Here is a 26,666-nt window from a genome sequence, read left to right on the forward strand (position 1 = left end):
GACCACTTCTGAAAAGGTACCCATAGTCCCATTTAACGCTTGCTATGCGGGAGCCATCCACACAGATATTCGCCATCGTGGAACCGCTGCGGTGTAACGTCCCCAGAGCGACCATCCGCAATCAGCTGCAGCAATTCATAGCAAGCAATGCCCCGCTGCGGGACAAATCTGCCGATCACTGAATGTCGGCCAACGGCGGTTTCAGCGGCCATTCCCATGGTATCCGATGGCGCTGCAGGAAACCGGCCTCCGTCTTGAAACCCGTCTCAAATCAGCTTGGTCTCGACTGCTTTTAGGTCAAAACATCACGTTAAGCATAACTATTGAAACGGCCAGGAAAAGGACCGTCATGATACCTCCGCTCTTCAGGAAATCTGTAACCTTGTAGCCGGCTGGCCCCATTATCAGCGCATTGACCTGATGCGTTGGGATGATGAACGAATTCGATGTCGATATAGCTACCGTCAGCGCAAAAAGCGCCGGGCTTGCCCCAGCGGCCACGGCGATCGAGACTGCCAATGGGACGAGGAGCACCGTTGCGCCGACATTTGACATCACCAAGGAGAATACCGTCGAAAGAATGGCCACGCCCACCTGCAGCGACCAGACTGGCCATCCGTCAAGAAGGACAAGAATATGCTGAGCAATCCACTCGGCTGTGCCGGTGTTCTGAACGGCTTGCCCGAGCGGGATGAGGCTGGCCAGCAGAAACACTGTATTCCACCCAACCGCGCGGTAGGCTTCGTCGATGCTCAAAACCCGGCTCAGCAGCATCCCGACCGCGCCGGTCAGGAGGCATAGGGACAGGCGCACATCCGTGAACAGGATGAGCGACAGCGAAATTGCAAAAAACAGCAGCGCCCAGCCGACTTTGTGCGGCCTCAGCTCCTCTTGCGGGAAATCGGTGGTCACCACGATGAAGTCCCGGTCGGCCTTGATGCGCATCAGATTGTCCCAGCGGGTATGCGTGACGAGCATGTCGCCGGCCCTGAAAGGCACCAGCCCGATCTGGGTCGGTTCATGTTCTTCCGTTTTTACGTGACTCAAGGTTTCCTCGCCCCGGTGGATCGCCATGAGGCTCAGGCCATATGTCTTGCGCAGCAGCAGCTGGCGCGGGCTTTTGCCGATCAGCTTGGAATCCGGCGGGATGACCAACTCGGCGACACCGGCGTTCGTGGCGGCGAATTCCTCGACGAAGACATCCAGTTCAGGGCGGACCGTCAGCCCGTAGCGGTCCGTGAAATTCCGCACCACTTGCCGGTTACCAATGATGGCCAGCCTGCACGGCGCTGCAATCTCGGCGGTCAAAATCTGGATCATCGACACTTTGCCGTGGTAGAAGGTCGAGATGATGTAGAGATTGTTGTCGTTGTTGATGTCGGCCAGAACCTGCCCCACAAGCGCGCTGTCTGCAGGCACATCCACCTCAAAAACATCGGCGTGCAGGCCGTAAACACGCTCAAGGTATTCGGAGGTGCCACCGCCGGATACCAATTCGGCCGGTTCCGGCGATCCAGGCAGCACCCAGCGGCCAAGAAGCAAGAAATACAGAATGCCCGTGGCCACCAGCGCAACGCCGATGGGGGTGACAGAGAACAGCCCGAAGGCCGGGATTTTGGCCTCTTCCGGCAGCCCCCGGTTCGCGGTCAGGACCAGATCGTTCAGCAGGATCAGTGGGGAGGAACCGACCATTGTCATTGTGCCGCCCAGGATCGCGCAAAATCCCATTGGCATCAGCAGGCGGTTGGACGCAATGCCCGAGCGCACAGATATCCGGTTGACGACAGGCAGGAACAGCGCCGCCGCGCCGACGTTCTGCAGGAAGCTGGAAATAAAGCTGACCGTTCCCGACACGATCGGAAGCACCCGCGCCTCGGTCGCTCCGCCGTGTTTCAGGATGGCCGCTGCAACCTTGTTCATGATCCCGGTCCGGTCCAGCCCGGCCCCGACAATCATCACGGCAATGATCGATATGACAGCGTTGGAGGCGAAGCCATCGAACAGATGGGTTGGATCTGCCAGTTTTTCGAGCCCTGGGAGGTAGCTCAGGATACCAACCAGTACGAGAACAAGCAGTGCCGCCAAGTCAATTCGAATGACTTCAGAGACAAATAGGAAAACCGTGAATCCAAGAAGCCCAAGAACAACTGCCATTTCATCTGTGAATTGTAGAGTTTCCATGTCACGCTCCGCAGCCCTCTACCCCCAAAACAACGCCGGATCGTGCGAGGAGAACTCGCACGGGGTCTCTAAGTGCTAACATATTTTTTTCATTTGTCTGATTTTTGCGTGGTTTCTGATGTACGAGGCTGAGTAAACTTCAGACCATGCGTCGCGACGGCCGGAACCAAAAGTTGCTACAAGCGAACATGCCGCGGACGCGAATGACACGGGCTCAAATGAAGTAACTGGTGCAATCGCAAAATCTACGAGCTCTGTTTTCGATACTTCACTTCAAGTTGCGTATACTGCGGCAATCGGAAGGCCGGGCTCTACAAGTCCCAGGTCCACCAAACGCTTGAACAGAGACAGCACGGCCCAAAGGAGACACCCACCCGATCGGGTGATGCCGCGGTGCAGCTTCCGCATTGCCGCCATTCGTGCGTATCGCAGCATTCTCAGGAACAGAACGGGACCATCTAGACATTCGCCGCAGCTGCAAAAGTTGACGCCAAGTGAGCTTCTATTGGTCGCGATGGGGGAACTGAGGTCTGGAGCCAACAGGTAGGTCTATGCCTCACGTGCATATCGCTAATGATTCCCCTTCAGTTCGCAATCCCTGTTTAGTTGATCAGCACCTTCGGTGGCCCCAACTAGACCACGACATCGACGGTGGCCTCAGGTCCGTTCGGGCGATCAATGAGTTCCATCGAAACGGACTCCGCCTGCTTGGCGCTCATGCGCCGGTAAAGGCCATCTCGGTCATTTGCCGGGTGGCCTTTGAGATAGAACTGAGTGGTCAGCAGCTCCCGGCCATTGTCGAGTATCTTCACATGGATATGCGGCGTGCGGCCCGGGTAACGTGTTGGCTTGATGGTTCGGAATCTGTAGTTGCCTTTGTGGTCGGTAATGTCATGGCCGAAACCCTGGAACCCCTGATCGCGCGGGACAGAACGTTTGTCGCCTGGGTGCAGGTATTTCCCGTTCACGTCGCATTGCCAGATTTCAATGCGAAGACCGGGCAACGGGTTGCCTGCTTCATTTGTTACCTGGCCCTTCAGCAAAATCACTTCACCGCCGGCTTCGCGAACAAGGCCCATAACTTTGACCAGATCGTTGTCTGCATCTGTCACCCTCATCGAGGGCCTTGGATAAAACGGCCCTTCGGTCGCGCGAGGAGTCAGCCCAGCGGTTTCACTTTTGCGCGGGAAGAACAGCCCTGCAACGAATGCTGCGAAGCCCAAAACCGTATTTCGGCGCGTTCGGTTTCCAGATTTCATGGCAAGCCCCTTTCAACAGAAGTAGTCATCTGCCGAAGGATGGCAAACCGATTTAGCACCTGCCCTTACAACGTCGAAGTGCGGAACAAACCTGCCAATAAGTATATGGGTTCCTATGTCCACTTGTGAATTGAAGCGTTCATTCCGGCAATCCGGCTTTTCGCAGTCCTTCGAGATAATGTTCAAGCGTCGGTGCATGCGTGTAGAGATGGCACCTTCGGACCATTGAAACAGAGAAATCGGAACGGTAGGTCTGGCATTCACCGAATAGACGCGCAGCTTCCTCCTTTTTGCCCAAGTAGCCGAGGCCTGCGAGAACGACAGCGTAACGGGACCACTGGAACCCTTGCTGTTGAAGCGCTTTCCTTCCCCATTCAATCGCTAGCCCGTAATCGCGTTTCAACAAGTGCGCCTCGGCCAGCCTCACCATATATGATCCCATATGCTGGTCGCGGGGGCTCAGGCGGATGGCACCTTCCAAGTGTGGGATCGCCTCGTCAGCCTTTCCCAAGAACACTGTGGCGGCGCCGAGACCGTAGTGAGCCCATGCAAGGCTGGGATTGAGTTCAATGGCCAGCTTGAGATCAGGAATAGCATTCTCATGCTCACGGCTGACGATCCGGGCTTTGCCCATAGCGCAATGGGCGGCCGCGTCATCTGGATCCAGCTCCACTGCGGTTCTGGCAATCCGAAGTGCGCTTTCGCAATTCTCGGCGGGCGACTCCGCCAGACCAAGCACTACTTCGTAATAGTAGGCGTCAACCAGGCCAGAACAAGCCAGCGACAAGCTGGGGTCCTGAAAAAGCGCTGCCTCAAACTGCCTTCGCGCTTCCGCCAAGTCCACTTTCGTGCGCTTGTAGAGGTGCCACATACCACGCTGGTAAACTTCCCACGCGTTCAGATTGCTTGACTTCTTGCCAGTGGCGCGCCGTTGCTCTGCCTTGTCCAGCTCTGGAGCAATGGCCGCCACGATTGCTTCGGTTACCTCGTCTTGGACCTCAAAAATGTCCTCTAGAACCCGATCATATCGCTCGGCCCAGATTTGCTTCCCAGACTCGGCGTCGACCAGTTGCGCGGTGATCCGGATTCGGCTCCCCCCTTTTCGCACACTTCCATCGAGCACATAGCGCACATCAAGCTGTCTGCCGACTTCCTTCAGAGCTATTGTTTCGTTCTTGTATGCAAAGCTGGAGTTGCGAGCGATCACCATCAGCCACCGGTTTCGGGATAGGGCGGAAATGATGTCTTCTGAAACACCGTCTGCAAAATACTCCTGATCACTATCACCGCACAAGTTATGGAACGGAAGGACGGCGATGGATGGCTTCTTCGAGCTAGGGAGCGGTGTTTGTGACAATCCGTCTGGTCGAACAGCCTCACCCAGCACAACTTGATAAGCACGAACAGGTTGGCTTACATTCTTGAGTTCGAGCTCACCCAAGTCTTCGAACTCTGCTTCGGTTTTACCTTTGGCTTGCCGGTGTGCGTCCTCAGACAAGCAGACACCGTCTGGTTCAGCTTGGGCTTCCAGACGGGCAGCAATATTGACTCCATCACCATAAAGATCATCACCATCAACAATTACATCCCCAAGATTGAGCCCGATACGGAAACTGAGGCGCGTAGGCCCATCGCCCTGCACTCTTTGTTGGATCAGGGCCGTCTGCCACTCTACTGCACAGGTGACCGCATCGACGATGCTGGCAAATTCAACCAGCAAACCATCGCCTAAGAGCTTAACAATTCTGCCATGGTGTTGAGTAATAAGAGGTTCGATGACTTCGCTGCGAACAGCCGTCAGGAGTTTTAGTGTGCCTGCCTCGTCCTGCTCCATAAGGCGCGTGTAGCCAACCACATCGGCAACCAGTATTGCAGCAAGCCTGCGTTCCAAGGGAATTCTCCTCTCGCCACCAGATTACCGTCGGACTTGAAGAGAATCCATGTCGACTGAAATCCGCGTGTGGAGAGCGTCAGGCCGGGATTATCCAAACGAAATCCGCAGCGAGGGTGGAAAGTGTGAATTCGCCGCAGCTGCGAGATAATCTCTCCCGATCTGTGAAAGCGGCCCCAAATAGTCGAGGTGACAAAGTCTGCCATTCTGTTGATCCCCTTTTTTGCCCAGGAATGAGGCGGAGAAGGTTGAGTGGAACAGGATCCAGTCAGTAGTGCCGACCCGGTTGTACGCACGAAGCTGGCTAATAATGAAACACTATGCATTCGGCGGGAAGCAACAGATTGATTAGTGCAACAATGGTGAGTGTTTCGCATTGCCCGCTACTTTTGAGGACTGAAAAAGTGACGCTTGGGAGATGAACAGAACCATTCCTCAAAGCTGACATTTAGGAAATCAGGTTAGGCTAGGCTGTTCGGTCTGCGTTGAAGGCTGAAGGCTATAACGCCTGCAAAGCGGTACTGTGGTAGGGCGCGTCAATCGAAGTTGCTGTTTTTCGTGCTTCTCTGCAGGCGGCAGCTTTCTAACAGTTCTTCACATCCCTCTTTAACAGGAACTGGTTCTTGAAGTTTTTCAAACCAAACATGACGTCTGCATCGGCGATGTCTTCGCTGGCGTGGATTTCGTGCTCAAGAAAACTCTTCAGTGCGTCAGTGTCATCGCTGACCAATTCAATGATCAGGTCATAGCGGCCCGCGACCCACAGTATGAAAACGACGCGCGGGTCGTTCTCAAGCCTTTCCGCCACCTGGCGCGGGGTTATTCCTGCGGCAACGTTCACCCCAATCATCGCATCGGTAGTATACTCGGTGGCCACGGGATCTGACATCGCCACGATCCGCAGCATGTTGTTTTCCCGCAGCCCGCTCACCCGGTTCCGGATTGTACCTTCCGACACATCCAGTTTTTGGGCAATTTCGGAGAAGGCCATCCGTCCATCCTGCTGCAGCAGCCGGATGATCTGCTGGTTCAAGTCATCTCTCGGAGACCGGATGCTCTGACTGACGCGTTTCGCACGCAAAGACACTTGCTGCTTTCCTTCCACTTGTCCGCTGCCTGGTTGCTGTTTCCGAAACACAAACTAGGTCAACGCGCCGGAATCCGCAATCAGGCAGTGCTGATTTGCTCAGCAAGGCCCTCTTGCCCGGCGAAAATCCTGCACACAGCACGGACTGCAAGGGCGCGATCCGCCTCCAGAGCCCAACCTAGCTGCGATTCTCTGCAAATTTTTGAACCTGTCATGCGAATTTCGTACCCTTCGGACGCTTTCAGGCCAGAAATTTCGCGGTTCTTCCCTGAAAATTCCACTACCTAACGAAATTCGCAAATTTGTGTTGCCACGACTTGCGTAATTCGCAAACATAACCCTCAGACCCTGCGAATGGCGCAAAACCTGCAAACAGGACGCTAAGGCAGGGACAGGTTCCATGCGCAGCACCCAATCAGGTCTGCCGCATGTGGCAGTGTCGAAGGGAGGAAGAATGACAATTGCCGAGGAAAGAACGCGGGTTGCCGGCGGGCCGAAACACGGGCTGACCGCCGAAGCGTATCGCAGTGAGGAGTTCTGGCAGAAGGAATGCCGGACGGTCCTGTCCAGGAACTGGGTGTTCATCGGGTTTGCCCACCAGATCGCAGACCCCGGCGACGCCAACCCCGTCAGCTGCGCCGGACTGCCGCTTCTGACCGTCCGCGGTCAGGATGGCGGCATCCAGGTATTTCACAATGTTTGCCTGCACCGCTGCATGACCCTGCTCGACAAGCCCAAGAATGTCGGCAAGCTGATCCGCTGCCCTTATCATGCCTGGGCCTATGATCTGGAGGGCCGGTTGCGCGCCGCGCCTCATTTTGCCGGCACCGGCAAGCAGGAGTTCGATGGTTTCGATCTGAAGGAACACCGCCTGAAGCCGGTCCGCACCCATGTCTGGCACGACTGGATTTTCGTCAATCTGGACGGCAGTGCGCCGGAATTCGAAGACTACGCCGCGCCTCTGATCAGTCGGCTGGAGTGCATCGACTACGGCAAGCTGGAACCGATTGGCCTGCTCGATTTCGGAGAGATCGACACCAACTGGAAACTGATCATGGAGAACTTCATTGAGCCCTACCATGTCCAGTTCGTGCATGCCTCGACCACCGATCAGCCGCTGGAGGATCACTACACCATCATCGACGGCAACTGCATAGGAAGCGCGGTGGACCTGAAGGAAGAGGTCGGCACCGCGGGCAGCCTCGGCGTCAGCTCGCGCTATCTGACGCTGTATCCCAACTTCATCCTGGGCCGCTATTTCCCGGATCAGCTGGGCGTCTACCTGAACGTGCCCATCGTCCCAGGCAAGATGCGCCAGTACCGTGCGCTCTACACCACAGAGGGCCAGCAGCTGAGCGACGAAGAAATCAAGAGCCTCAAAAACCTCTGGTGGGATGTCCACAAGGAAGACCACGAAATGGTTGAGCGCATGTACGAGGGCCGCAAATCCCCCGTTGCCGTTGATGGCGGCCTGCTGTCGCCCGCTTGGGAGGACAGCGTCCGGGCCTTCCAGGACCTGATCGAACGCGACATCGCCAATGACGGGACCAGCGCCGCACCGGCAAACGCCTGAAACACAAGGAACAAGACCAATGATTGAACCCATTTCCAAGGGTTTCCGCCTGTCCCACACGATGATGCGGGTGATGGACATGGAGAAGTCGCTGGAATTCTACTGCGGAATTCTGGGCATGGAGGTGCTGCGCCGCACCGACTACCCCGAAGGGAAATTCACCAATACCTTCATCGGCTACGGGCCGGAGGCGGAATCTCCCACCCTCGAACTCACCGCCAACTGGGACCAGGCGGAGCCTTACGACAAGGGCAACGGCTGGGGCCACATCTGCATCGAGACCCCGGACGTCTATGCTGCCTGCGAGCAGCTGGCCGCGGCCGGCGTCAACATCACCCGCCCGCCCGGGCCGATGAAGAATGGCACCCGCGTCATCGCCTTCTGCGAGGACCCGGACGGCTACAAGGTCGAGCTGAACGAGAGCATCCTGAAACACCTGGCCAGCGAAGGGGCATAACCCATGGGCGATCAACCTCAACTCTTCAAATTCGACCTGGTCCAAGAGCGCTATGACTCCATGGGCGACAGCGACACCTACATCAAGCCGATGGTCACCAGCGAATTCAGCAAGTCCATGTGCGGCGGCATCAATGTTCTGAACAACATCAAGGTGCCGTGGGACCTGACCTGCGACGAGATCATCTACTGCCTGGAGGGCACCTTCCGTCTGGTCTGCGACGGCAAGGAATACATCTGCAACCGCGGCGACGTGCTGTTTGTGCCCAAGGACAACCACATCTCCTACGAAGCGGACGGCAAATGCGTGATCTTCTACGCCGCCTATCCGCACAACTGGAAACAATTGGCCGGGATCACCGAGGTTCCAGGCATCGACCCGGCGGATTTTGTCCCCGGCTAACAAACGCCACTCCTGGCGACTGGGCACCCTAGTCCGAGCCCCGGGCGACGGGTTGCCCGCCCTTTTCGCCAGGCAAATGCAGAAAACGAAACCAAAACAACGCTGTCCGGCCCCCGGCAGTGAACGGCACCCTTGTGCCATTCCCCGCGTGCCAATCTATGGGAGGAACAACCATGCTGAAAGCCAATCCCGAAGAGAAGATCTATTACGAAAGCTTCCACGATGCGGTGGAGCGCAACCGTCCCCGCATCCCCGAGGTGCGCGAGCAGTTGGAAGCGGCCGGCGTCAAATACGTGATGGCCGCCTGGATCGACCTGCACGGCATCCCCAAGACCAAACCGGTGCCGATGAGCGATTTCGAGCCGCTCTGCCTCGGCAAGGGCCCGCAGTTCGCGGTGCATTCGATCTCCTTCGTGCCGGAACTCAGCCCCGCCGACAGCGACCAGGTGGTGGTGCCGGATCTGGACGCCGTCTATGTCTGCCCCTGGGACACCTCGATGGCGATCATCTTCTCCGATCTCTACTGGGAAGACGCGCCTTACAACGTCTGCTCGCGCCAGGCGCTGAAGCGCGCCATGCACGAGGCCAAGCTGGAAGGCTACAGCGGCTATGCCGGCGTCGAGCCCGAGTTCATCGTGATGAAATACGACGAGAACGGCCTGCCGGTGAAAGCCTTCGACGACGATCTGGGCAAGGCGATCTCCCCGCGCCGCCAGGCGTTCGGCTATGACGTCGAATACTCCATCGACTCGATGCCCTTCCTCAAGGACATGATCGACATCATCGAAGGCCTCGGCTGGAACCTGCACGACGTGGTGGCCGAGGGCGCCTATTCCCAGTTCGAGCTGGATTTCCACTATACCAACATGCTGGAAATGTCCGACCGGCTGGCCTTCCTGCGCATCACCCTGAAAGAGGTGGCAAAGAAACACGGCATGTTCGTCACCTTCATGCCGAAGCCGACCGTGGGCGACTGGCGCTCCGGCGCGCATATCAACATGTCGATGCAGCATGACAGCCGCCCGGGCGAAAACATCTTTGAAACCGCCGATGGCAGCGACTGGTCGGACGAAAGCCGCTGGGCCGTGGGCGGGCTGATGCAACACGCCGAGGCGATCACCGCGATCACCTGCCCCACGGTGAACTCCTACAACGGCCTGGTGCCGCGGGTGGGCGGTTTCGAGGGTGGCACCGTGACCTGGGCTCCGACCAATATCACCTACGGCTTCAACAACCGCTCGGCCCAGTTCCGCCTGCCGCAAAGCCGCCATTGCATCGAAAACCGCGCCTGCGACATGACGATGAATGTCTATCTGGCGATGGCGATGCATCTGAGCTGCGCGCTGAAGGGCATCAAGCACAAGGTCGACCCGGGCAAGCCCACCGATTTCGACCTCTACTCGAAGACCGAGGCAGAGCTGCAGGAGCTGGGCATCCGCCGCCTGCCGCGCACCCTGTTCAACGCCATCGAGGCGCTGCGCCATGACGAGATGGCCGAACACGTGATGGGCCCGGTGATGCGCAAATCGTTCCTGGAATACAAGAACGACGAATGGGAGCGCTACCACCAGTCGGTCACCGACTGGGAAGTGCAGGAATACCTGCGCCTCTACTAAACCCTCCCAGCAAAGGACAGACCCATGACCCAGGCCCTTCGGACGATACCAGCAACCCGGGCCAAAGAAACCCGCCCGAAACTGCGGATCTTCGAGTTCAAATCGGATATCCCTGCGTCCTGGCGCCTCACCCTCGGGGTGGCGGTCTGGGTCCTGTTCTTTGCCATCTGGCAGATCGCCGCCTGGTCTGGCGTGATGCCCGCAATTCTGCTGCCAGGGCCCGGAAAGGTCCTGACAGCGCTCTATACGCTCTTTGCCGAGAACGGTTTTCTCGGCGATGTGCTGGTCAGTGTCTGGCGAGTGATGCTCAGCTTTGCCCTGGCCTGCACAGTGGCGGTGCCGCTTGGCATCCTGATGGGCTCGTTCAAGTCAGTTGAAGCGTTTTTCTCCCCCTTCGTCTCGGCTTGGCGCTACCTGCCCGCCCCTTCCTTCATTCCCCTGTTGCTGATGTGGTTCGGGGCGGGCGATGCCCAGAAACTGGCGCTCTTGTTCATCGGCGTGATCTGGTTCCTGATCACCCTGATCGCCGACCATACCAAGGCGGTGCCGAAGGATCTGATCAATACATCCGTGACCCTGGGCGGCTCCCGCTGGCAGGTGCTGCGCACCGTTGTGGTCCCCGCCGCCCTGCCCAACATCGTGATCGCCATGCGCCAGATGCTGGCGGTCAGCTGGACCTATCTGGTGATCGCTGAGATCACCGCCGCCGACGCCGGCATCGGCGCCATGATGATGCGCGCCAAGCGCTTCCTGCATGTGGATCAGATCATGGCCGGCATCCTGGTGATCGGCCTTCTGGGGCTGATCTTCGACTACCTGCTGCGGGCGCTGCATGCCCGGGCATTCCAGTATCTCGACGAATATTCCTGAGGAGCCGGAACAGACTTTTCAAACACACCAAAAAAAAATGACGTCGCAAGGGAGGTATCGTGACGATGACTAAGAAACTGCTGAAATCCGCCAGTGGCTGCATCGCAGCCGTAGCACTGGCAGGCGCCGCCGCCCCCGTATGGGCCGTAGAAAGCGTCAAGATCGCGGGCTTCACCTGGCCGGGCTACGGCTTCTGGCACATCGCGGCGGAAAAGGGCCTCGCCCCGGATCTGGACATTCAGTACCAGACCATCGAAGACCCCTATGAAAGCTTCAACCTGGTTGCCGCCGGCCAGCTAGACGTGGTCTCCTCCACCGCCGAATTCACCCCTGTTGGCGTCGAGCGCGGCCTGCCGGTCAAGCTGGTGGCCTTTGGCAACCTCTCGAACGGCACCGACAAGGTCGTCGCGGGCCCCGGTATCGAAAGCGCGGCCGACCTGGCCGGTAAGGAGGTTGCCGTGCTCGAAGGCGGGCTGGCGCAGATCTATGTCGCCATGTGGCTGGAGCAGAACGGCGCCGCCTATGACTCCGTCGTCTACCGCAACATCATCGCCGACGATGCCTTTGCGGCAATGATCGGCGGCGGCGTGGCCGCCTCGGAATTCTGGGAACCCTATGGCACCAACACCCTGAAAGCGCTGGAAGGCTCCAGCATTCTGACCCAATCAGACGAGCCCTTCTGGCTGAAGAACGCCGTGGTCGCGGACGGCCATTACATGAGCAATGCGCTGATCAACGACCGCCGCGATGTGGCCCTGAAAACCATGCAGGCGATGTATGACGCGATTGCCTGGTGGAAACAGAACCCGGCCGAGGGCAACGAGATCATCGCCAAGGGCATGGGGATGAGCGTCTCCGACGTGGAACTGGTTCTGGGCAAGGACGGCACCTCCCTGGATGGCGGCCTCTACGTCTATGACTTCATCGAAGCGGCGCAATTCTGCGGCGCGGCCCCGGGCAATCCCCCGTTTGAGCAGACCAATGGCCAGATGTCGGACCACTGGAACCTGGTCAGCGATTGGTGGGTCAAATTCGGCCTGATTCAGGAGGTCAAAGCCCCCGAAACCGGCGTCGAATGCAGCCTGCACAAGGAGCTTTACGACAGCGGCTACCGCGGCTGATCCACCTGACCTGCAAAGAGGGGCGCATCATGCAATCCAGCACCATTCTATCCGTCCAGAATGTCTGCAAGACATTCCCCACACGCGGCGGCGGGGTCGAGGCCTTGCGCGATGTGTCCTTCTCGGTGGCCCGCAATGAGCTCTGCGTTCTGCTGGGGCCTTCGGGCTGCGGCAAGTCCACCTTGCTCAATATCGTGGCAGGCCTGCACACACCAACAAGCGGCATCCTCAGCCTGGAGGGCCGCCCCATCCACGGCCCCGCCCGCGAGCGCGGCATGGTGTTTCAAAGCTACACCTCCTTCCCCTGGCTGACGGTGCTGGAAAACGTCGAATACGGCATGAAGCTGAACGGCATCCCCAAGGCGGAACGCCGCGAGCGGGCGCTGCACTACATCGGCCTGGTGCATCTCACCAAATTCCGCGACGCCTACCCCAAGACCCTTTCCGGCGGCATGAAGCAGCGGGTTGCCATCGCGCGTACTCTGGCCAACGCGCCGGAAATCCTCCTGATGGACGAACCCTACGGCGCGCTGGATGCGGAAACCCGGTGGCATATGCAGGAAATGCTGCTGGATATCATGCGCACTACGCAAACCACCATCCTGCTGGTCACCCACGACATTCAGGAGGCAATCTTCCTCGCCGACCGCATCGTCTTTCTTTCTGCCCATCCCGGGCGCCTCAAGACCATCCTCAAGTTGGATTTCAAGAAGGGCAAGGAGATCCGCAGCAAGGAGGATCTGGTGGAACTATCGGGATACCCCGAGTGCGAGCGCGAGATCATGCAACTGATGCGCGGCGAAGCTAAGCAGGAAAAAGACGCCTAGCACTTCAGGTTCCGCCGACGCGTCCGATCAATTTTCAAAGGGTTTTAGAATGCAGGACTATCAAATCTTTGACCTGGGAGACTTCCCGCTGCTGTCAGGCGAAGTGTTGAAAGGCGCGAAACTTGCCTATCAGACCTACGGAAGACTTTCGCCGGCGCGTGACAACGTCATCGTTCTGCCCACTTTCTACACCGGCACCAATTCCCGTAGCGAAGGCTTCTTCGGCCCGGGGCGTGCCATCGACCCGGCGCGGCATTTTATCGTCAGCCCCAACCTGTTCGGCAACGGCCGCTCCTCCTCACCTTCCAATATGACTGCCCCGCAGGACGGCCCGCGCTTCCCTTTGGTGCAGGTGTGGGACAACATCGCAGCCCAGCATCGGCTGATCCACGATCACCTGGGCATCGGACAGATCGCCCTTGTCGCTGGCTGGTCAATGGCCGGCTGCCAGTCCTACCAATGGGCGGCGCAATATCCGGATATGGTGCAGGCGATCCTGCCCTTCTGCGCTTCTGCGAAAACTTCACCGCACAACTTCGTCTTCCTCGAAGGTGTCAAAGCTGCCCTTTGTGCCGACCAAAGCTGGAACGGCGGCAATTATTCGAGCCCGCCCGAGGCCGGGCTCAAGGCTTTTGGCAGGGGCTATGCCGGCTGGGCCTTCTCGCAAACTTTCTACCGCGAGGGGCTCTACCGACAGCTGGGGTTCGAGACCATAGAGGACCTGCTGCAGGACTGGGAACAGGACCATGTGCAGGGCTGGGACGCCAACAATCTGCTGGCCAAACTCGCCACCTGGCAGACCGGCGACATCTCAACAGGGCCGCTCTACAACGGCGATTTCCAGGCTGCGCTTGGCGGCATCAGAGCCCGCGCCATCCTGATGCCCTGCACCCAGGACCTCTACTTCCCGCCCGAAGACAACGAGATCGAAGCCCGCAACATGCCAAATGCCACCTTTCGCCCCTATGACTCTCCCTGGGGCCATTGCGCCGCCAATCCCGGCAATGATGCAGGCTTTAGCGCCCAGTTGGATGCAAACATCCGGGAGTTACTCGGAGAATAGTGTTTCGTGAGAACTTGGAGTGTAAAGGTTTTCCCATCTTTCTTGTGATTGGGAGCTGCAATCTGAGAAAGCCAAGGCAGGTACCCTTGTGTTGATCGATGCTGCCCCAGCACCCGGCAGATCCGGCGTTCCGACACTTTCATCTCGCTGCGTATCAGCTCGATGCAGGCGCGCCGACGGGCGGGGCTCAGAAGTTTCCCCGGGCCGCCTCCTTCAGGATGAGCTTGTCCAAGGTCAAGTCCGAGACGGCTTTTCGCAGCCGTTCGTCTCCTTCTGAAGCCGTTTGAGCTCTTTCAGTTGGTTGGTTCCCATCCCGCCATACTGCTTGCGCCAGCGGTAGTAAGTCTGCTCAGTCATGCGCACTTTGCGGATCGCATCCACGCGCTGCATCCCCTGGCCGACAAGCACATCAACCTGCCTCAGCTTCTGAACTATTTCCTCAGGCTTGTTCGCCATTCTCAGTCCTCCGTTTCCTAAACATAACGGTGGGCCAATTCAGATGGGGCACTCCATGTCGGGAAATTCCGGCTGCTTAGGTCAGCAGGTCATGGAGCATCCGGAGTCCCGGACGCCCTGACAGGTTTGCCCAGACGGGTGCTGCCGTCAAGAATTGATCTTTTCCATAGCAAACACAGGGTACGCGCCCTGGCGGCCCTCACCGTCCTTAGTACGAGATCCCAAATCCCAAGCAGAAAGCCCGAACATTATCTACGAGGTCAGCGAACTGCCTCCACGGCCCTTGTCAGAGAGAGGTCTCTCCGGCTGGGCTCACCCTTCGAAGAACCCACCCGTCTTTTATGCTGAGCCTCGCACCAAAACTCAATTTGCGTCACAAAAAATCGAAGTTTGATGCCGAATACAAATCAGACCACAGGAAGTCACCGTCCAACAGGATACGCTCATCTGTCCCGTGAACTTTTATAACGAACTGGTCGTTTGTCGTATCACGCCACATATTCAAGTCATTCAGACCTTCAACACCAACCAAATCCAACCGAATCTTGTCCTCGCCCACTGTAAAGTCTTTTATTTGATCGAGTTTTTGTCTTTGCATCGCGTCGAACTTCATTAGGTCACCTTCCTTGAATACAAAGACATCCACTCCGCTTCCGCCAATCAGGATATCTTTGCCCTCACCTCCCCTAACCCAGTCGTCGCCGCTGCCACCTTCTAGAGTGTCATCACCTCGCCCACCATCGAGCGTATCTGACCCAGTTCCTCCGAGCAGCTTGTCAGACTCAGTGCCGCCCAATAGCTTGTCATCGCCTCCTCCACCATAGAGCGTGTCTGACCCGGATCCTCCAAGCAGCTTGTCCTGCTCAGCGCCGCCAAAAAGCTTGTCATCACCTGTTCCACCATAGAGCGTGTCTGACCCGGATCCTCCAAGCAGCTTGTCCTGCTCAGCGCCGCCAAAAAGCTCGTCGTCACCTCTTCCACCATAGAGCGTGTCGGATCCAAGTCCTCCAAACAGCTTGTCCTGCTCAGCGCCGCCAAAAAGCTTGTCGTCACCTCTTCCACCATAGAGCGTGTCGGATCCAAGTCCTCCGAACAGCTTGTCCTGCTCAGCGCCGCCAAAAAGCTTGTCGTCACCTCTTCCACCATAGAGCGTGTCGGATCCAAGTCCTCCGAACAGCTTGTCAGATCCATTTTTTCCAAAAAGTTTATCACTGCCTTCATATCCTACAAGAACATCCCTTCCCCAAGCCCCAGACAGGAAATCGCTTGAGCCTGTACCAGTGATGCTTCGGGTGGTGTCGACGGTAATTTCTACAAACTCGAAGGGGTCGAGTTCGACTGTTAGGTCGCTGATGTTAGGACCGAGTTCATCTTTCGAAAGTGTTGTCTCGAGTCCGCAGACATCCGACTCTGTCGCGTAATAGAAATCAGAAATTGATGTTGGATGCGCAACCTTAGGGATAATACCTTCTGGATGCGGCAGATAGGTTTTATAGTTTCCGTCACTGTCTAGCGAGATATGCTGATCTGCAATCCCCGCCCCAAGTAGTTGACGTAAAGCGTCACGCTCCTCCTCTGAAATAGTCCGCCTAGCAACTCTCGTGCCTATCATTTCTTGCCCATCAGCGTCATACGCCCAATGCTCACCTAATCCATTTGAGCTGGAAGGGTCGATACCAACTTTGCGGCCACTCCATTTCCAAGCTCCGCTGGTAATGTTACTAAGATCCAGTGAAATATTTTCATTGAAATTTTCTGATCGTGAAGTCACATAAATAACCGTTTTATAGTGACTTTCGTAAACATTAACTTCAGCGACACCGCTTTCAAATCCGGAAACATCCAGCGTTGACATAGCACTGTGTCCCGTGCCGCTTAGGCTTTCGGACATGAACTGGATCATCATTCCTGCCGGAGTAAGAGAAACTGGGTTTTGGTCTCTGTGATCACCAGCAACTGAATTCGTCATGTTGTGCCTCACCCCCCAGAAATCTGCCCCGTCTACCCCAAGTTCAACCATGTTCTGGAATTGCTCTTGAACGACCCCAGCAGCCTTCATGCCAGTTTCTTCCGAATTCCTGGATCGCACGTTCCATTCGGTGATTTGAATGTCCACACTTTGACCCAGCATGGCTTCCCAAACGGAAAACCTGTGATTCAAATAGTTGCTCTGCCAGGCATCGTATTCACCACCGAACTCATCGTGGGACTTGTTGTAATAGTAGTGAGCGACGATGCCATCGACTACCGCCCCCTCGGCACCAGCTTGAAATCCATTGGATATGTCACGGTCACTGTCCAGCTGTTCCAAAATCTCCAAGTTCGCTTTTATAATCTTCTTTTCAAACAAACTCAGAGAGTTATAATACTGACTAGCACTCTGGCTTGCGTTCCAATCTGATGGACGGTCATCGACCTGCCAAGTGCTGAGCGCGCGAATAGCGTCGGCATCGTTTACCGAACCAGAGCCGTTACCATTATAGTTTGAGGAGCCCCCAACCGGGTTAGCCGTCTGTATCCAAATTCCGGGAGCGTGGCCGAATTCATCGTTATCCAGGCTTTCTTTGAGTGAAGTGACAATTTCCTGGGCATTAGCTCCGTATTCACTTTCACCGACTTCTCCCCAATACTCGTTTCCTATTTCATAGGCCGCAACAAGGTGTGAATCATCTCCCATGTATTCAAGAACAAGACTTGACCACTCTTGAAGATCCTCATTACTAGCCTTTTCTTCAAGAGCAGGTATTACCAACGTGGTTTCCGTATTGCTCTCCTTAATGAAATCCAGATAGCTGCGAAGATCTTCACGCAACTTGTTAACACCGACACTTTCATGATCAAGCTCAGTGATATTTTCGCCTTCAGCTTTTCCCGCGGGGTATCTCAGCCTTGATACGCCAAGCTCGCTTACAGCCTGCAGGAAGCGTTCATTAGCCCCCCCTGTAACCTCATTAGTATCGGTAACAATGTTTGCACCAAACATGTTCTCGCCGACTTCGTGAGTGCCAGCGTCGGTTTTCTCAAGATTGAAGGCAGGCATGGGAAAAGCTCCAAAATCATTAATCCGCGGCCCCCCGAGCCATTGACCACGATCATCACAAGTGCATGAGACAAGAACGATACAGATCAAACAGGGAACACATGGAGTACATTGAGTGATCAACCTGAGAATTTTCTTAACGAACCAGCAATGCGCTGATGCGCGCCGGGGGATTTCCGTCAAAACTCCAGAAATTTTCAATAAATGGGCGAAGGCGTACCTGCACTTAACGCCTCGACTATAAGACAAAATAATTCACACACCTATGCCTCACAACAATTCGAGCAACAACACAAGCTGCGGTTAAAAAGATATTTCCATTAACAAGAAATTAACCTAATTTAGCTAAAACTTTCACCAAAGGAAGCAGCCCCGAAAGCGGGTGAGCAACATGAAACTTCTAATCGAACCACGGTTTCGGCCATCGGAAAGGTCGTTCTCGTTGCAAGAAGTGCAACGCCTTCTAAACGTTTCAGACGCAGTGATGCGCGACCTTTTGGTGAAAAATGTTTCCTGCAAAAGCGCCTACCTCTCTGATGCGCCCGATGCCGAAACTTTAATCCACTCCGCACTAGACATATTAGCCTCTCATCTGTTTCTAAAACTGGAAGATGTGGAAAGGTCATTTCCTCACAGACAGCTACTAGCCATAGCCACAGTGAGCATTCTTGAAGAATCTTGGGGGCATTCCCAGGAAAGCCTGGTGTCTCTTGGGGGCATAAGAGTGACGCTCGCAAATTCTGGAGAATTAAGGGCTTTGCATTTTGAATACCATGAAGAGCGACTGGCTTTAGAGATATGCTCCTTCTGGCCAGGAATTCGCCGTTTCTCCGGATATCAGCCAATATCCCCTCCTTTTGGCGGATACCGGATTCATTAGCCTGTGCTTCCAGGCTAAATTGAGGAAACTTCAGGCAAGCTAAGACCGACCGAGCGTAGTCGGCTTCAGTCGCTCTGATTACACAGGCGTCGGTGGTCATTCTTGTGTATCGTTTCGGAAAAACAAACTTTGACCGAGCGATATTCGCCGGGGAAGAGTGAAGGACATCGCAAATGTCAAAACGTTTTGGAAGCAAAGAGAAAGTTCGGTTTGACAACATCGCACCAATAACTGACGAAAATTGGCATCAGATATCAAGTCATATCCGCAACGGTAGCTTCGAGTTACTGTTACCAGTTCCAGAGAATGGGGGTAGAGCCCGGCTGCTTCCTCAAGTTGATGACACTCTTGTGGATGAGATCCTCGAAAACTTGGACGAGGAGTTTGGTCGAAAGATAGCAGAGTGCCTAGCAGAACACGGGTATGCTGAACTGCCGGATGACAGCAAGCCTGATTGAACCGGGTTGACAGTAGGGTGTCATGATCAGACCCACTTGAGTGGTCCGGTTTGATTGTTGGTGCAACACTAGCCTCGGTTCCATCGGAATGACGTGCTCCGCTGAAAAGTCCACGATTTGAAGTTAGCCTGTTCTCCAAGCGAGGAGACAGACGATGCGGAAAAGCCGTTTCAGCGAAGAGCAGATCATTGGCATCCTGAGGGAGCACCAAGCCGGAATGGGGGCGAAGGAACTGTGCCGGAAGCACGGCATCAGCGATGGCACGTTCTACATCTATGGATGTCTATCCCGTTGCAAAGTTTCTTCGGTCCTGAGCTGACGGCGTTTCCCTGGTTGCAAACATCTATCCGGCGTCGCCGGTTGGATGGCGCGCCCAAATGGGAATTCCGCGTGGTGAGCTGTGGACTGGGCTATGACAGAGAGGAACTACAACCAGCGGAGGGCCTGTGCCCTGGCCGGGATCGATCAGCGCGCCTATCGGCGTGGATCAACCAGGCCCGCGGACACCGAGTTGCCAGAGAGGCTGAAGGAGCAGTCCAGCGAACGGCGGCGCTTCGGCTATCGTCGGCTGCACCTGCTGCTCAGCCGCGAGGGCTGGAAGGTGAACTGGAAGAAGCTCTACCAGATCTACCGCGAAGAGGGGCTGAGCGTGCGCAAGCGCCGCGCCGGAAAACAGCGCACACGCTATCAGCCGCCAGGAAGGCGCAACGACGGCTGGAATACATTGGCAGACCGCAGGGTCAAGGCAACCCGCGCAGCCAGCCAGGGCTCCGATATTTGATGTCTGCACCCTGTCAGGCTGCGCTCCCGCCGGCGTCTTTGGTGACATTCCTGCTTTGCGCAGCCGGCGACATTTCTGGATGGTTGCAACATATTACACACCCAGGAACCGGTCCGCGACTTCTGCCGGCAGTTCGGCGATCCGCCCCTCCCAGGCGTTGCAGCCCTTATTCAGGATCACCGTGCGGTCGGCGATGGCTGACAGCTCCTTCAGCGACTTGTCCACCACCAGAATGGCCAGCCCCGCCTCCCGCTTGAGCCGCCCGATCGCGGCCCAGATCTCCTGCCGCACCACCGGCGCCAAGCCTTCGGTCGCCTCATCTAGGATCAGCAGCCGCGGATTGGTCATCAGGGCACGGCCGATGGTCAGCATCTGCTGCTCGCCGCCCGACAGCGACCCGGCTGTCTGGGTCCGTCGCTCCTCCAGCCGCGGGAACATCTCTGCCACTTTCTTCATGTCCCAGGGCCCGGAGCGGGCGGCGGCAATCAGGTTTTCCTCCACCGTCAGCGGCGCAAAGCAGCGGCGCCCCTCGGGCACCAGCCCGACACCCAGCCGCGCGATCTTGTAGGACGGCAGCTGGCGCAGGTCATGCCCATCAAACCGCAGCTCGCCCTTGGAGGTGCCCAGCATGCCACAGATGGTTTTGATGGTGGTGGATTTTCCCATGCCATTGCGGCCCATCAGCGCCACCACCTCGCCTTCGCCGATCTCCAGATCGACACCGAACAAGGCCTGCGCCGGGCCGTATGAGGCTTCGACGCCGTGTAAGGTCAGCAGGCTCATGCGGCGTCCTCCTCTCCCAGATAGGCGCGGCGCACCTCGGCATTGGCGCGGATGTCATCCGCAGTGCCGGTGGCGATGATCTGGCCGTAGACCAGCACGCTGATCCGGTCGGCCAGGGCAAAGACCGCGTCCATGTCGTGTTCCACCAGCAGGATCGGCGCCTCCTGCCGCAACCCGTCGAGAAAGCCGGTCAGCGCCTTGGACCCGGCAGCACCCAGGCCGGCCATAGGCTCATCCATCAGGAACAGCTTGGGCTTCAGTGTCAGGGCCACCGCCACCTCCAGCTGGCGGCGCTGGCCGTGCGACAGGTCGGCGGTGCGGCGGCTGGTGTCCTGTGTCAGCCCCACCCGCTCCAGCGCGTCGCACGCCTGCTCCAGCAGTTCCGGATCCTTCATCACGTTGCGAAAGAAGTGGAACGGTCGGCCCCGGCCCCCCAGCGCGCCCAGCACCGCGTTCTGCAGCACCGTGTATTCCATAGCCAGCGCCGAGATCTGGAACGTCCGCCCCAGCCCCATCCGCGCCCGCGCCACGGTGTCCAGCGCAGTGACGTCCAGGCCCAGCAGCTCCACCGAGCCGCTGTCCGGCGCGATATTGCCCGCGATCTGCTTGATCAGCGTCGATTTTCCCGCCCCGTTCGGCCCGATCAGCGCGTGGATTTCACCGGGCCGCAGGTCCAGCGAGACATCTTTGCTCGCCTGCAACGCGCCAAAGCTCTTGTTGAGGCCCTTGGTTTTCAGAACCGCATCAGCCATGCGCCTTCTCCCGTCCTGCCAGAGCCCCGATCAACCCGCCGCGGGCAAACAGCACGATGAGCAGCAGCAGCACACCAAGGAAAATCTGCCAGTAGTCGCTGATCCCGCCCAGAAGATGCTCCAGCATGATGTACAATGCGGCACCCGCAACCGGCCCGTAGAGCCGCCCGACTCCGCCGAGGATCACAAAAATCATGATCTCGCCACTGGTGTGCCAGCTGAGCATGGTAGGGCTGACAAACCGGTTCAGATCGGCAAACAGCGCGCCCGCCAGCCCGGTGATGGCACCGGAGATCACAAAGGCCGTCAGCCGCAGGGTGAACGGTGTCAGGCCAACCGCCTGCACCCGGTCCTCGTTCTGCCGCGCTGCTGCCAGCGCCAGCCCGAAAGGCGAGCCCGCCAGCCGCGCCGCGAAAACCAGCGCCAGGCAGAGGATCATGTAGGCAATGGCAAAGAACTGGATCGGATCCAGGGTGTTGAGGCCGGGAAAATCGTTGCGCACCCAGATCGACAGCCCGTCCTCGCCGCCGTAAGCGCTCCAGCTGATCGCGAAATAGTAAAGCATCTGCCCGAAGGCGAGGGTGATCATGATGAAATAGACACCCGAGGTGCGTAAGGAAAGCGCCCCGATCACCAGCGCGGTCAGCGCGCTGAAGACTACCGCCACTAGCCAGATCAGCGGCATCTGGTTGCTGCCCTCGAACAGGAACGGCCATTCAAACAGCGGCTCATAGTTCTGGGCATGGGCGGCGAGGATGCCCATGGCATAGCCGCCGATCCCGAAAAACGCCGCATGGCCCAGGCTGATCAGCCCGCCAAGGCCAAGGGCAATGTTCAGCCCGACCCCCGCCAGCGCCAGGATCGCCGCCTTCGTCGCCAAGGTGATGATAAAGGGCTCATCCAGCGACCATGCCGCCGCCGGCACGATCAGCAGTGCCGCAATCATTGCCCAATTGAGCAGGCTCTCACGCGTCAGCATCATGCGCTCCCCCCGTACAGACCCGAGGGGCGCACCAGCAGGATCGCCGCCATCAGGATATAGATCAGCATCGACGCCAGAGACGCCCCGGCAGAGGCCGCGCTGGCCGGATCCAAGAACAGGCCGAACAGCTGCGGCAGGAACACGCCGCCCAGCGTGTCGGTCATCCCCACCAGAAGCGCCCCAGCCAGCGCGCCCTTGATGGAGCCGATACCGCCAATCACGATCACCACAAAGGCCAGGATCAGCACCGGCTCGCCCATGCCAACCTGCACCGACTGGATCGCGCCGACCAGCGCTCCCGCCAGCCCGGCCAGCGCCGCGCCAAGGGCAAAGACCAGCGTGTAAAGCTTGGAAATATCGACGCCGAGGGCGGCAATCATCTCCCGGTCCGCCTCGCCCGCGCGGATCTGGATGCCGATGCGGGTGCGGGCGATCAGCAGGAACAGCCCGGCGGCAATGCCCAATCCGATCAGGATGATGGTCAGCCGGTAAAGCGGGTATTCAATGCCGCCCGGCAGGCTCACCGGCCCCGACAAATAGGACGGCACATCTAGGAACAGCGGGAAGGAGCCGAACAGCCAGCGGGTGCCTTCGGAAAAAATCAGGATCAGCGCAAAGGTCGCCAGCACCTGGTCCAGGTGGTCACGCCGGTAAAGGCGCCGGATCACCACCAGCTCCATCAGCGCCCCGGCGGTGGCAGCGGCCGCCAGGCTCGCCGCCAGCGCCAGCAGGAAGGATCCGGTCCAGCCCGCCACTGCCGCGGCGGCGAAGGCGCCCACCATATAGAGCGAGCCATGGGCCAGGTTGATCAGCCCCATCACCCCGAACACCAGCGTCAGCCCGGCAGCCATCAGGAACAGCATCACCCCGAGCTGGAGCCCATTCAGGATCTGCTCCAGAACTAGAATATAGGTCATTTGATTTTCCGAAGGGGAAGCTTTTGCCGCTCATGGAGGCGCCTTGGCGCCTCCGCCTGGGGTCAAATCTTACATTTTGCACTCGCCGCCATAGGCGTCGGCGTGATCGCTCAGGCCGGTGGCGATGATCTTGTTGGTGAATACGTCACCCTCCTTGATCACTTCGCGGACATAAATGTCCTGGATCGGGTGATGGTTGTCACCAAACTTGAAATCGCCGCGAACCGATGAGAACTCTGCCGCCTTCAGCGCCGCACGGAAGGCGTCCTCGTCAGAGGCCTCCGCCTTTTCCAGCGCACTCAGGATCAGGTTGGCGGTGTCGAAGCCCTGGCTCGCATACAACGACGGCAGGCGGCCGTATTTCTCCTGGAAGGAGGCAACAAAAGCAGCGTTGGCCTCGTTGTCGATGTCCTTGTTCCACTGCGAGGTGTTTTTCACACCCAGCGCGGCGTCACCCACTGCTTGCAGAATGCCCTGATCGAATGAGAACGCAGGGCCAACCACCGGCAGGTCCACGCCGCTGCCTGCATATTGCTTGAGGAAGGAAATCCCCATGCCGCCCGGCAGGAAGAAATAAACGGAATCCGCGCCGGACGCCCGGATCTGCGCGATTTCAGCCGCATAATCGGTCTGGCCCAGCTTGGTGTAGATCTCACCGGCCAGCTCGCCCTCGTACATGCGTTTATAGCCGGTCAGCGCGTCCTTGCCCGCCGGGTAGTTCGGCGCGAGGATAAAGCTGTTCTTCAGACCGGCATCATTGGCGTAGGCACCCGCAGCCTCGTGCAGGTTGTCGTTCTGCCAGGCGACGTTGAAGTAATTCTCGTGGCAGCGCTTGCCGGCCAGCGCCGAGGGGCCGGCATTGGGCGACAGGTAGAACACGCCTTGCGCGGTGGCGGCCGGGATCACGGCCATCGCCAGGTTGGACCAGATGATGCCGGTCATGATGTCGACCTTCTCGGACTGGATCATCCGGTCGGCGATCTGCACCGCCACGTCGGGCTTGCGCTGATCGTCCTCGATCACCACCTCGACACCGTCGCGCCCGTCTTGTTCGATCGCCAGCATGAAGCCGTCACGCACATCCACGCCCAGCCCCGCGCCGCCGCCGGACAGGGTGGTGATCATGCCGATCTTGGTGTCGGCCTGGGCCGCAGTCGCCAGCGCCGGGACCGCCGCTGCCATCGCGAGCATCCGAATGGTCTTCATAACGTTCTTTCCTCCCAGAATGTGCCCCGGCCTAAGGCCCGGGTTCTTGTTCAAATGCTTGCGACTTTAACGCCGCCCCGGCAGAAGCCAAGGCCCGCTGCAGCCCGCATCTCCCCGGCTGATCTTGCGCCAGCCCTTGGGGTCAGCCTACGCAGGCTTGAATATATATTTCAAGCATAAAATAAATAGGGCAATATTGTTGCCCCAATTAGGCATGCGCCTTTCCAGCGGCGGCATTCATGGATGCGAAGCACCAGCCACTCGCGCTTCCCGAAGTATTTCGGGGAAGTTGAAACAGTGCTGCGAAACCTGAGCCAAGACGTCTTCAGCCCTGCCTGAAACAGGCGGCCAGATGGTCTATCAACGCCCGGATCCGCGCCGTCAGATGGCGGCTGGACGGATAGACCGCATAAAGCGTTGTTGGATCAGTTTCCTGTTGTTCGAAAAGCACTTGCAGCCTGCCATCCCGCAGAAACGGAAGCACGGTGTAATGCGGGCAGCGGGCAATGCCGAGACCACTGGCAGCCATATGCGCGACCGCCCTCGGCGAGTTGGCGCGGAAGCTGCCGCCGACGATCACCGTCCTTTGCCCCCCCCCCTTGCCAAAGGCCCAGGCGTCCGGCTGGGGCGAGGTCACCTGCAACAGGCAGTTGTGGGTTGCCAGCGCCTCCGGCTCTGCCGGTTCGCCCTGTGCCGCCAGATATTCCGGCGACGCCACCACCACCAACCGCATATTGCACAGCTTGCGCGCCACCAGCGCCGAATCCTTCAAGGCGCCGAAACGCACCGCCAGGTCCACGCCCTCCTCCAGCATCGGCAAATGGCGGTCGGACAGCACCAGCTCCACCGACACCTTGAGGTGCGCCTGCTGGAACGGCTGCAGCGCCTCCACCAGTTCGCGGCTGCCAAACCCGGTAGGTGCGGTGATGCGGATAGGGCCGGCCAGCTCCTGCTGACGCAGCTGCACCACGTCCTCCAGTTCGTCGAATTGATCCAGAAGCGGCAGGCAGCGCTCCAGATAGGCGCGGCCGGTATCGGTCAGGGTCACCTTGCGGGTGGTGCGGTTCAGCAGCTGCGCACCCAGCTGCTCCTCCAGCCGGGCAACGTATTTGCTGGCCAGCTTGGTGCTGATCCCCATTTGCCGGGCACCGCCGGTAAAGGAACTCTGCGCCGCCACCGCAGCAAAGGTCCGCATGCAGTCCAGTTTGTCCATCGCAGTGCTCCCGGTCTCACCTTTTATGAATACAGTGTACATAATCATTCCACAAATCGGAATATTATCGCCGGGGGCCGGGCGGGGTACTTTCCGGGTGTCTTCAAAAACCCACGGCACATGCCAAGCAAAAGGACCCCAGACATGCCTCATTCCATCCGCATCCACGGCTTCCCCCTCTCCGGCCACTCCCACCGGGTGGAGCTGTTCGCCAGCCTCACCGGCATCGCCCATGAGGTGGTGACCGTCGACCTCGCCGCGGGCGAGCACAAGCAGCCGCCGTTCCTGGCGCTGAATCCCGCTGGCCAAGTGCCGGTGATCGAAGACGGCGAAACCGTCATCAGCGATTCCAATGCCATCCTTGTCTACCTCGCCCGCAAATATGCCCCGGCCTGGCTGCCCTCCGGCCCGGAGCAGGAGGCAGAAGTGCAAAAGTTCCTGACCCTGGCCGCGGGCGAGATCGCCTTTGGCCCGGCAGCCGCGCGGCTGATCACCGTCTTCAACGCACCGCTGAATGCAGAGTTCTGCGCCACCGTTGCCGCCCGCGTGCTTAGTAAAATCGAAGCGCATATGGCGGACCGCAGCTTCCTGGTCGGCGACACCCCCACCATTGCTGACGTTGCGGTCTATTCCTACCTCGCCCACGCGCCGGAAGGCGGCATCTCGCTGGAGCCCTACCCCAACGTGCGCGCCCTGCTGGCCAATGTCGAAGGGCTGAAAGGCTTCAAGCCGATGCCCGCCACCAAGGTCGGGCTGGCGGCCTGATCCGCCCCGCCAAGCGCGGGGGGGGCTTTTCCCCGGACTCCCCACAACCCCCCCCTAAAACAAAAAGTTTCCCCAACCCCCCCCCA

General features: G+C 58.2%; 22 protein-coding genes and 3 pseudogenes. 13 read left to right on the plus strand and 12 right to left on the minus strand.

All coding sequences use genetic code 11. The features are described 5' to 3' along the window. Window positions 1–297: 297 nt before the first annotated feature. From AC58NV_RS21425 to AC58NV_RS21440, 4 genes are all read right to left on the minus strand, one after another. Entirely contained in the window at window positions 298–2,181 is a 1,884-nt protein-coding gene (locus tag AC58NV_RS21425) for an SLC13 family permease (protein WP_497228951.1), read from the minus strand. 632 nt (window positions 2,182–2,813) lie between these two features. After that, window positions 2,814–3,440 carry a dioxygenase family protein gene (locus AC58NV_RS21430; protein WP_497228952.1) on the minus strand — a complete coding sequence of 209 codons (627 nt, stop codon included), beginning with the start codon at window positions 3,438–3,440 and terminating at the stop codon, window positions 2,814–2,816. A 139-nt stretch (window positions 3,441–3,579) separates the two neighbouring features. Then, window positions 3,580–5,331, minus strand: a complete 1,752-nt coding sequence (locus AC58NV_RS21435; protein WP_497228953.1) for an adenylate/guanylate cyclase domain-containing protein — start codon at window positions 5,329–5,331, stop codon at window positions 3,580–3,582. A 583-nt stretch (window positions 5,332–5,914) separates the two neighbouring features. After that, window positions 5,915–6,364, minus strand: a complete 450-nt coding sequence (locus tag AC58NV_RS21440) for an Lrp/AsnC family transcriptional regulator (RefSeq protein ID WP_497228954.1) — start codon at window positions 6,362–6,364, stop codon at window positions 5,915–5,917. A gap of 508 nt (window positions 6,365–6,872) precedes the next feature. On the opposite strand from AC58NV_RS21440, the gene AC58NV_RS21445 reads away from it, so the two are divergent. The 8 genes from AC58NV_RS21445 (at window position 6,873) to AC58NV_RS21480 (ending at window position 14,347) form a co-directional block, all read left to right on the plus strand. Further along, window positions 6,873–7,991: an aromatic ring-hydroxylating oxygenase subunit alpha gene (locus AC58NV_RS21445; protein WP_497228955.1), complete on the plus strand. Its 1,119-nt coding sequence runs from the start codon at window positions 6,873–6,875 to the stop codon at window positions 7,989–7,991. 19 nt (window positions 7,992–8,010) lie between these two features. Further along, window positions 8,011–8,448: a lactoylglutathione lyase gene (gloA, locus tag AC58NV_RS21450; RefSeq protein ID WP_497228956.1), complete on the plus strand. Its 438-nt coding sequence runs from the start codon at window positions 8,011–8,013 to the stop codon at window positions 8,446–8,448. Window positions 8,449–8,451: 3 nt separating this feature from the next. Next, the gene (locus AC58NV_RS21455; protein ID WP_497228957.1) at window positions 8,452–8,850 is read left to right on the plus strand and encodes a cupin domain-containing protein; all 399 of its coding nucleotides are present in this window, start codon (window positions 8,452–8,454) and stop codon (window positions 8,848–8,850) included. 173 nt (window positions 8,851–9,023) lie between these two features. Beyond that, entirely contained in the window at window positions 9,024–10,466 is a 1,443-nt protein-coding gene (locus AC58NV_RS21460) for a glutamine synthetase family protein (protein ID WP_497228958.1), read from the plus strand. A 24-nt stretch (window positions 10,467–10,490) separates the two neighbouring features. Next, window positions 10,491–11,336: an ABC transporter permease gene (locus AC58NV_RS21465; RefSeq protein WP_497228959.1), complete on the plus strand. Its 846-nt coding sequence runs from the start codon at window positions 10,491–10,493 to the stop codon at window positions 11,334–11,336. Between the two features lie 65 nt (window positions 11,337–11,401). Further along, the gene (locus AC58NV_RS21470; RefSeq protein WP_497228960.1) at window positions 11,402–12,457 is read left to right on the plus strand and encodes an ABC transporter substrate-binding protein; all 1,056 of its coding nucleotides are present in this window, start codon (window positions 11,402–11,404) and stop codon (window positions 12,455–12,457) included. A 29-nt stretch (window positions 12,458–12,486) separates the two neighbouring features. Beyond that, entirely contained in the window at window positions 12,487–13,284 is a 798-nt protein-coding gene (locus AC58NV_RS21475; protein ID WP_497228961.1) for an ABC transporter ATP-binding protein, read from the plus strand. Window positions 13,285–13,333: 49 nt separating this feature from the next. Further along, window positions 13,334–14,347 (plus strand): alpha/beta fold hydrolase, encoded by a 1,014-nt coding sequence (locus AC58NV_RS21480; RefSeq protein WP_497228962.1) that lies wholly within the window; start codon window positions 13,334–13,336, stop codon window positions 14,345–14,347. A gap of 74 nt (window positions 14,348–14,421) precedes the next feature. Here the strand turns inward: AC58NV_RS21480 and AC58NV_RS21485 are convergent. Then, window positions 14,422–14,803 (minus strand): annotated as a pseudogene (locus tag AC58NV_RS21485) (transposase); the annotation flags it as partial. 373 nt (window positions 14,804–15,176) lie between these two features. Beyond that, window positions 15,177–17,843, minus strand: a complete 2,667-nt coding sequence (locus tag AC58NV_RS21490; protein ID WP_497228963.1) for a calcium-binding protein — start codon at window positions 17,841–17,843, stop codon at window positions 15,177–15,179. Window positions 17,844–18,234: 391 nt separating this feature from the next. Between AC58NV_RS21490 and AC58NV_RS21495 the strand changes: the two genes are divergently transcribed. The 4 genes and pseudogenes from AC58NV_RS21495 to AC58NV_RS21510 form a co-directional block, all read left to right on the plus strand. After that, on the plus strand, window positions 18,235–18,723 hold the full coding sequence (locus AC58NV_RS21495) for a hypothetical protein (RefSeq protein ID WP_497228964.1): 489 nt from the start codon (window positions 18,235–18,237) through the stop codon (window positions 18,721–18,723). A gap of 173 nt (window positions 18,724–18,896) precedes the next feature. After that, window positions 18,897–19,181, plus strand: coding sequence for a hypothetical protein (locus AC58NV_RS21500; RefSeq protein WP_497228965.1), 285 nt, complete (start codon window positions 18,897–18,899; stop codon window positions 19,179–19,181). A 154-nt stretch (window positions 19,182–19,335) separates the two neighbouring features. Continuing rightward, window positions 19,336–19,462, plus strand: a pseudogene (locus AC58NV_RS21505) (transposase); the annotation flags it as partial. 116 nt (window positions 19,463–19,578) lie between these two features. Further along, window positions 19,579–19,902, plus strand: a pseudogene (locus AC58NV_RS21510) (IS3 family transposase); the annotation flags it as partial. 153 nt (window positions 19,903–20,055) lie between these two features. On the opposite strand, the gene AC58NV_RS21515 reads toward AC58NV_RS21510, so the two are convergent. From AC58NV_RS21515 to AC58NV_RS21540, 6 genes are all read right to left on the minus strand, one after another. Beyond that, window positions 20,056–20,745: an ABC transporter ATP-binding protein gene (locus tag AC58NV_RS21515; protein ID WP_497228966.1), complete on the minus strand. Its 690-nt coding sequence runs from the start codon at window positions 20,743–20,745 to the stop codon at window positions 20,056–20,058. Then, window positions 20,742–21,497 (minus strand): ABC transporter ATP-binding protein, encoded by a 756-nt coding sequence (locus tag AC58NV_RS21520; protein ID WP_497228967.1) that lies wholly within the window; start codon window positions 21,495–21,497, stop codon window positions 20,742–20,744. Before AC58NV_RS21520 ends, AC58NV_RS21515 begins: the two co-directional genes overlap by 4 nt. Beyond that, window positions 21,490–22,479, minus strand: coding sequence for a branched-chain amino acid ABC transporter permease (locus tag AC58NV_RS21525; protein WP_497228968.1), 990 nt, complete (start codon window positions 22,477–22,479; stop codon window positions 21,490–21,492). The genes AC58NV_RS21520 and AC58NV_RS21525 overlap by 8 nt, the downstream gene beginning before the upstream one ends. Further along, window positions 22,476–23,396 (minus strand): branched-chain amino acid ABC transporter permease, encoded by a 921-nt coding sequence (locus AC58NV_RS21530; RefSeq protein WP_497228969.1) that lies wholly within the window; start codon window positions 23,394–23,396, stop codon window positions 22,476–22,478. The genes AC58NV_RS21525 and AC58NV_RS21530 overlap by 4 nt, the downstream gene beginning before the upstream one ends. Window positions 23,397–23,465: 69 nt before the next feature. Further along, window positions 23,466–24,602 carry an ABC transporter substrate-binding protein gene (locus tag AC58NV_RS21535; protein WP_497228970.1) on the minus strand — a complete coding sequence of 379 codons (1,137 nt, stop codon included), beginning with the start codon at window positions 24,600–24,602 and terminating at the stop codon, window positions 23,466–23,468. Between the two features lie 325 nt (window positions 24,603–24,927). Beyond that, on the minus strand, window positions 24,928–25,815 hold the full coding sequence (locus AC58NV_RS21540) for a LysR family transcriptional regulator (RefSeq protein WP_497228971.1): 888 nt from the start codon (window positions 25,813–25,815) through the stop codon (window positions 24,928–24,930). A 144-nt stretch (window positions 25,816–25,959) separates the two neighbouring features. Between AC58NV_RS21540 and AC58NV_RS21545 the strand changes: the two genes are divergently transcribed. Then, window positions 25,960–26,580, plus strand: coding sequence for a glutathione S-transferase family protein (locus tag AC58NV_RS21545; RefSeq protein WP_497228972.1), 621 nt, complete (start codon window positions 25,960–25,962; stop codon window positions 26,578–26,580). Window positions 26,581–26,666 lie beyond the last annotated feature (86 nt).

It is taken from the genome of Leisingera sp. ANG49 (assembly GCF_059694505.1).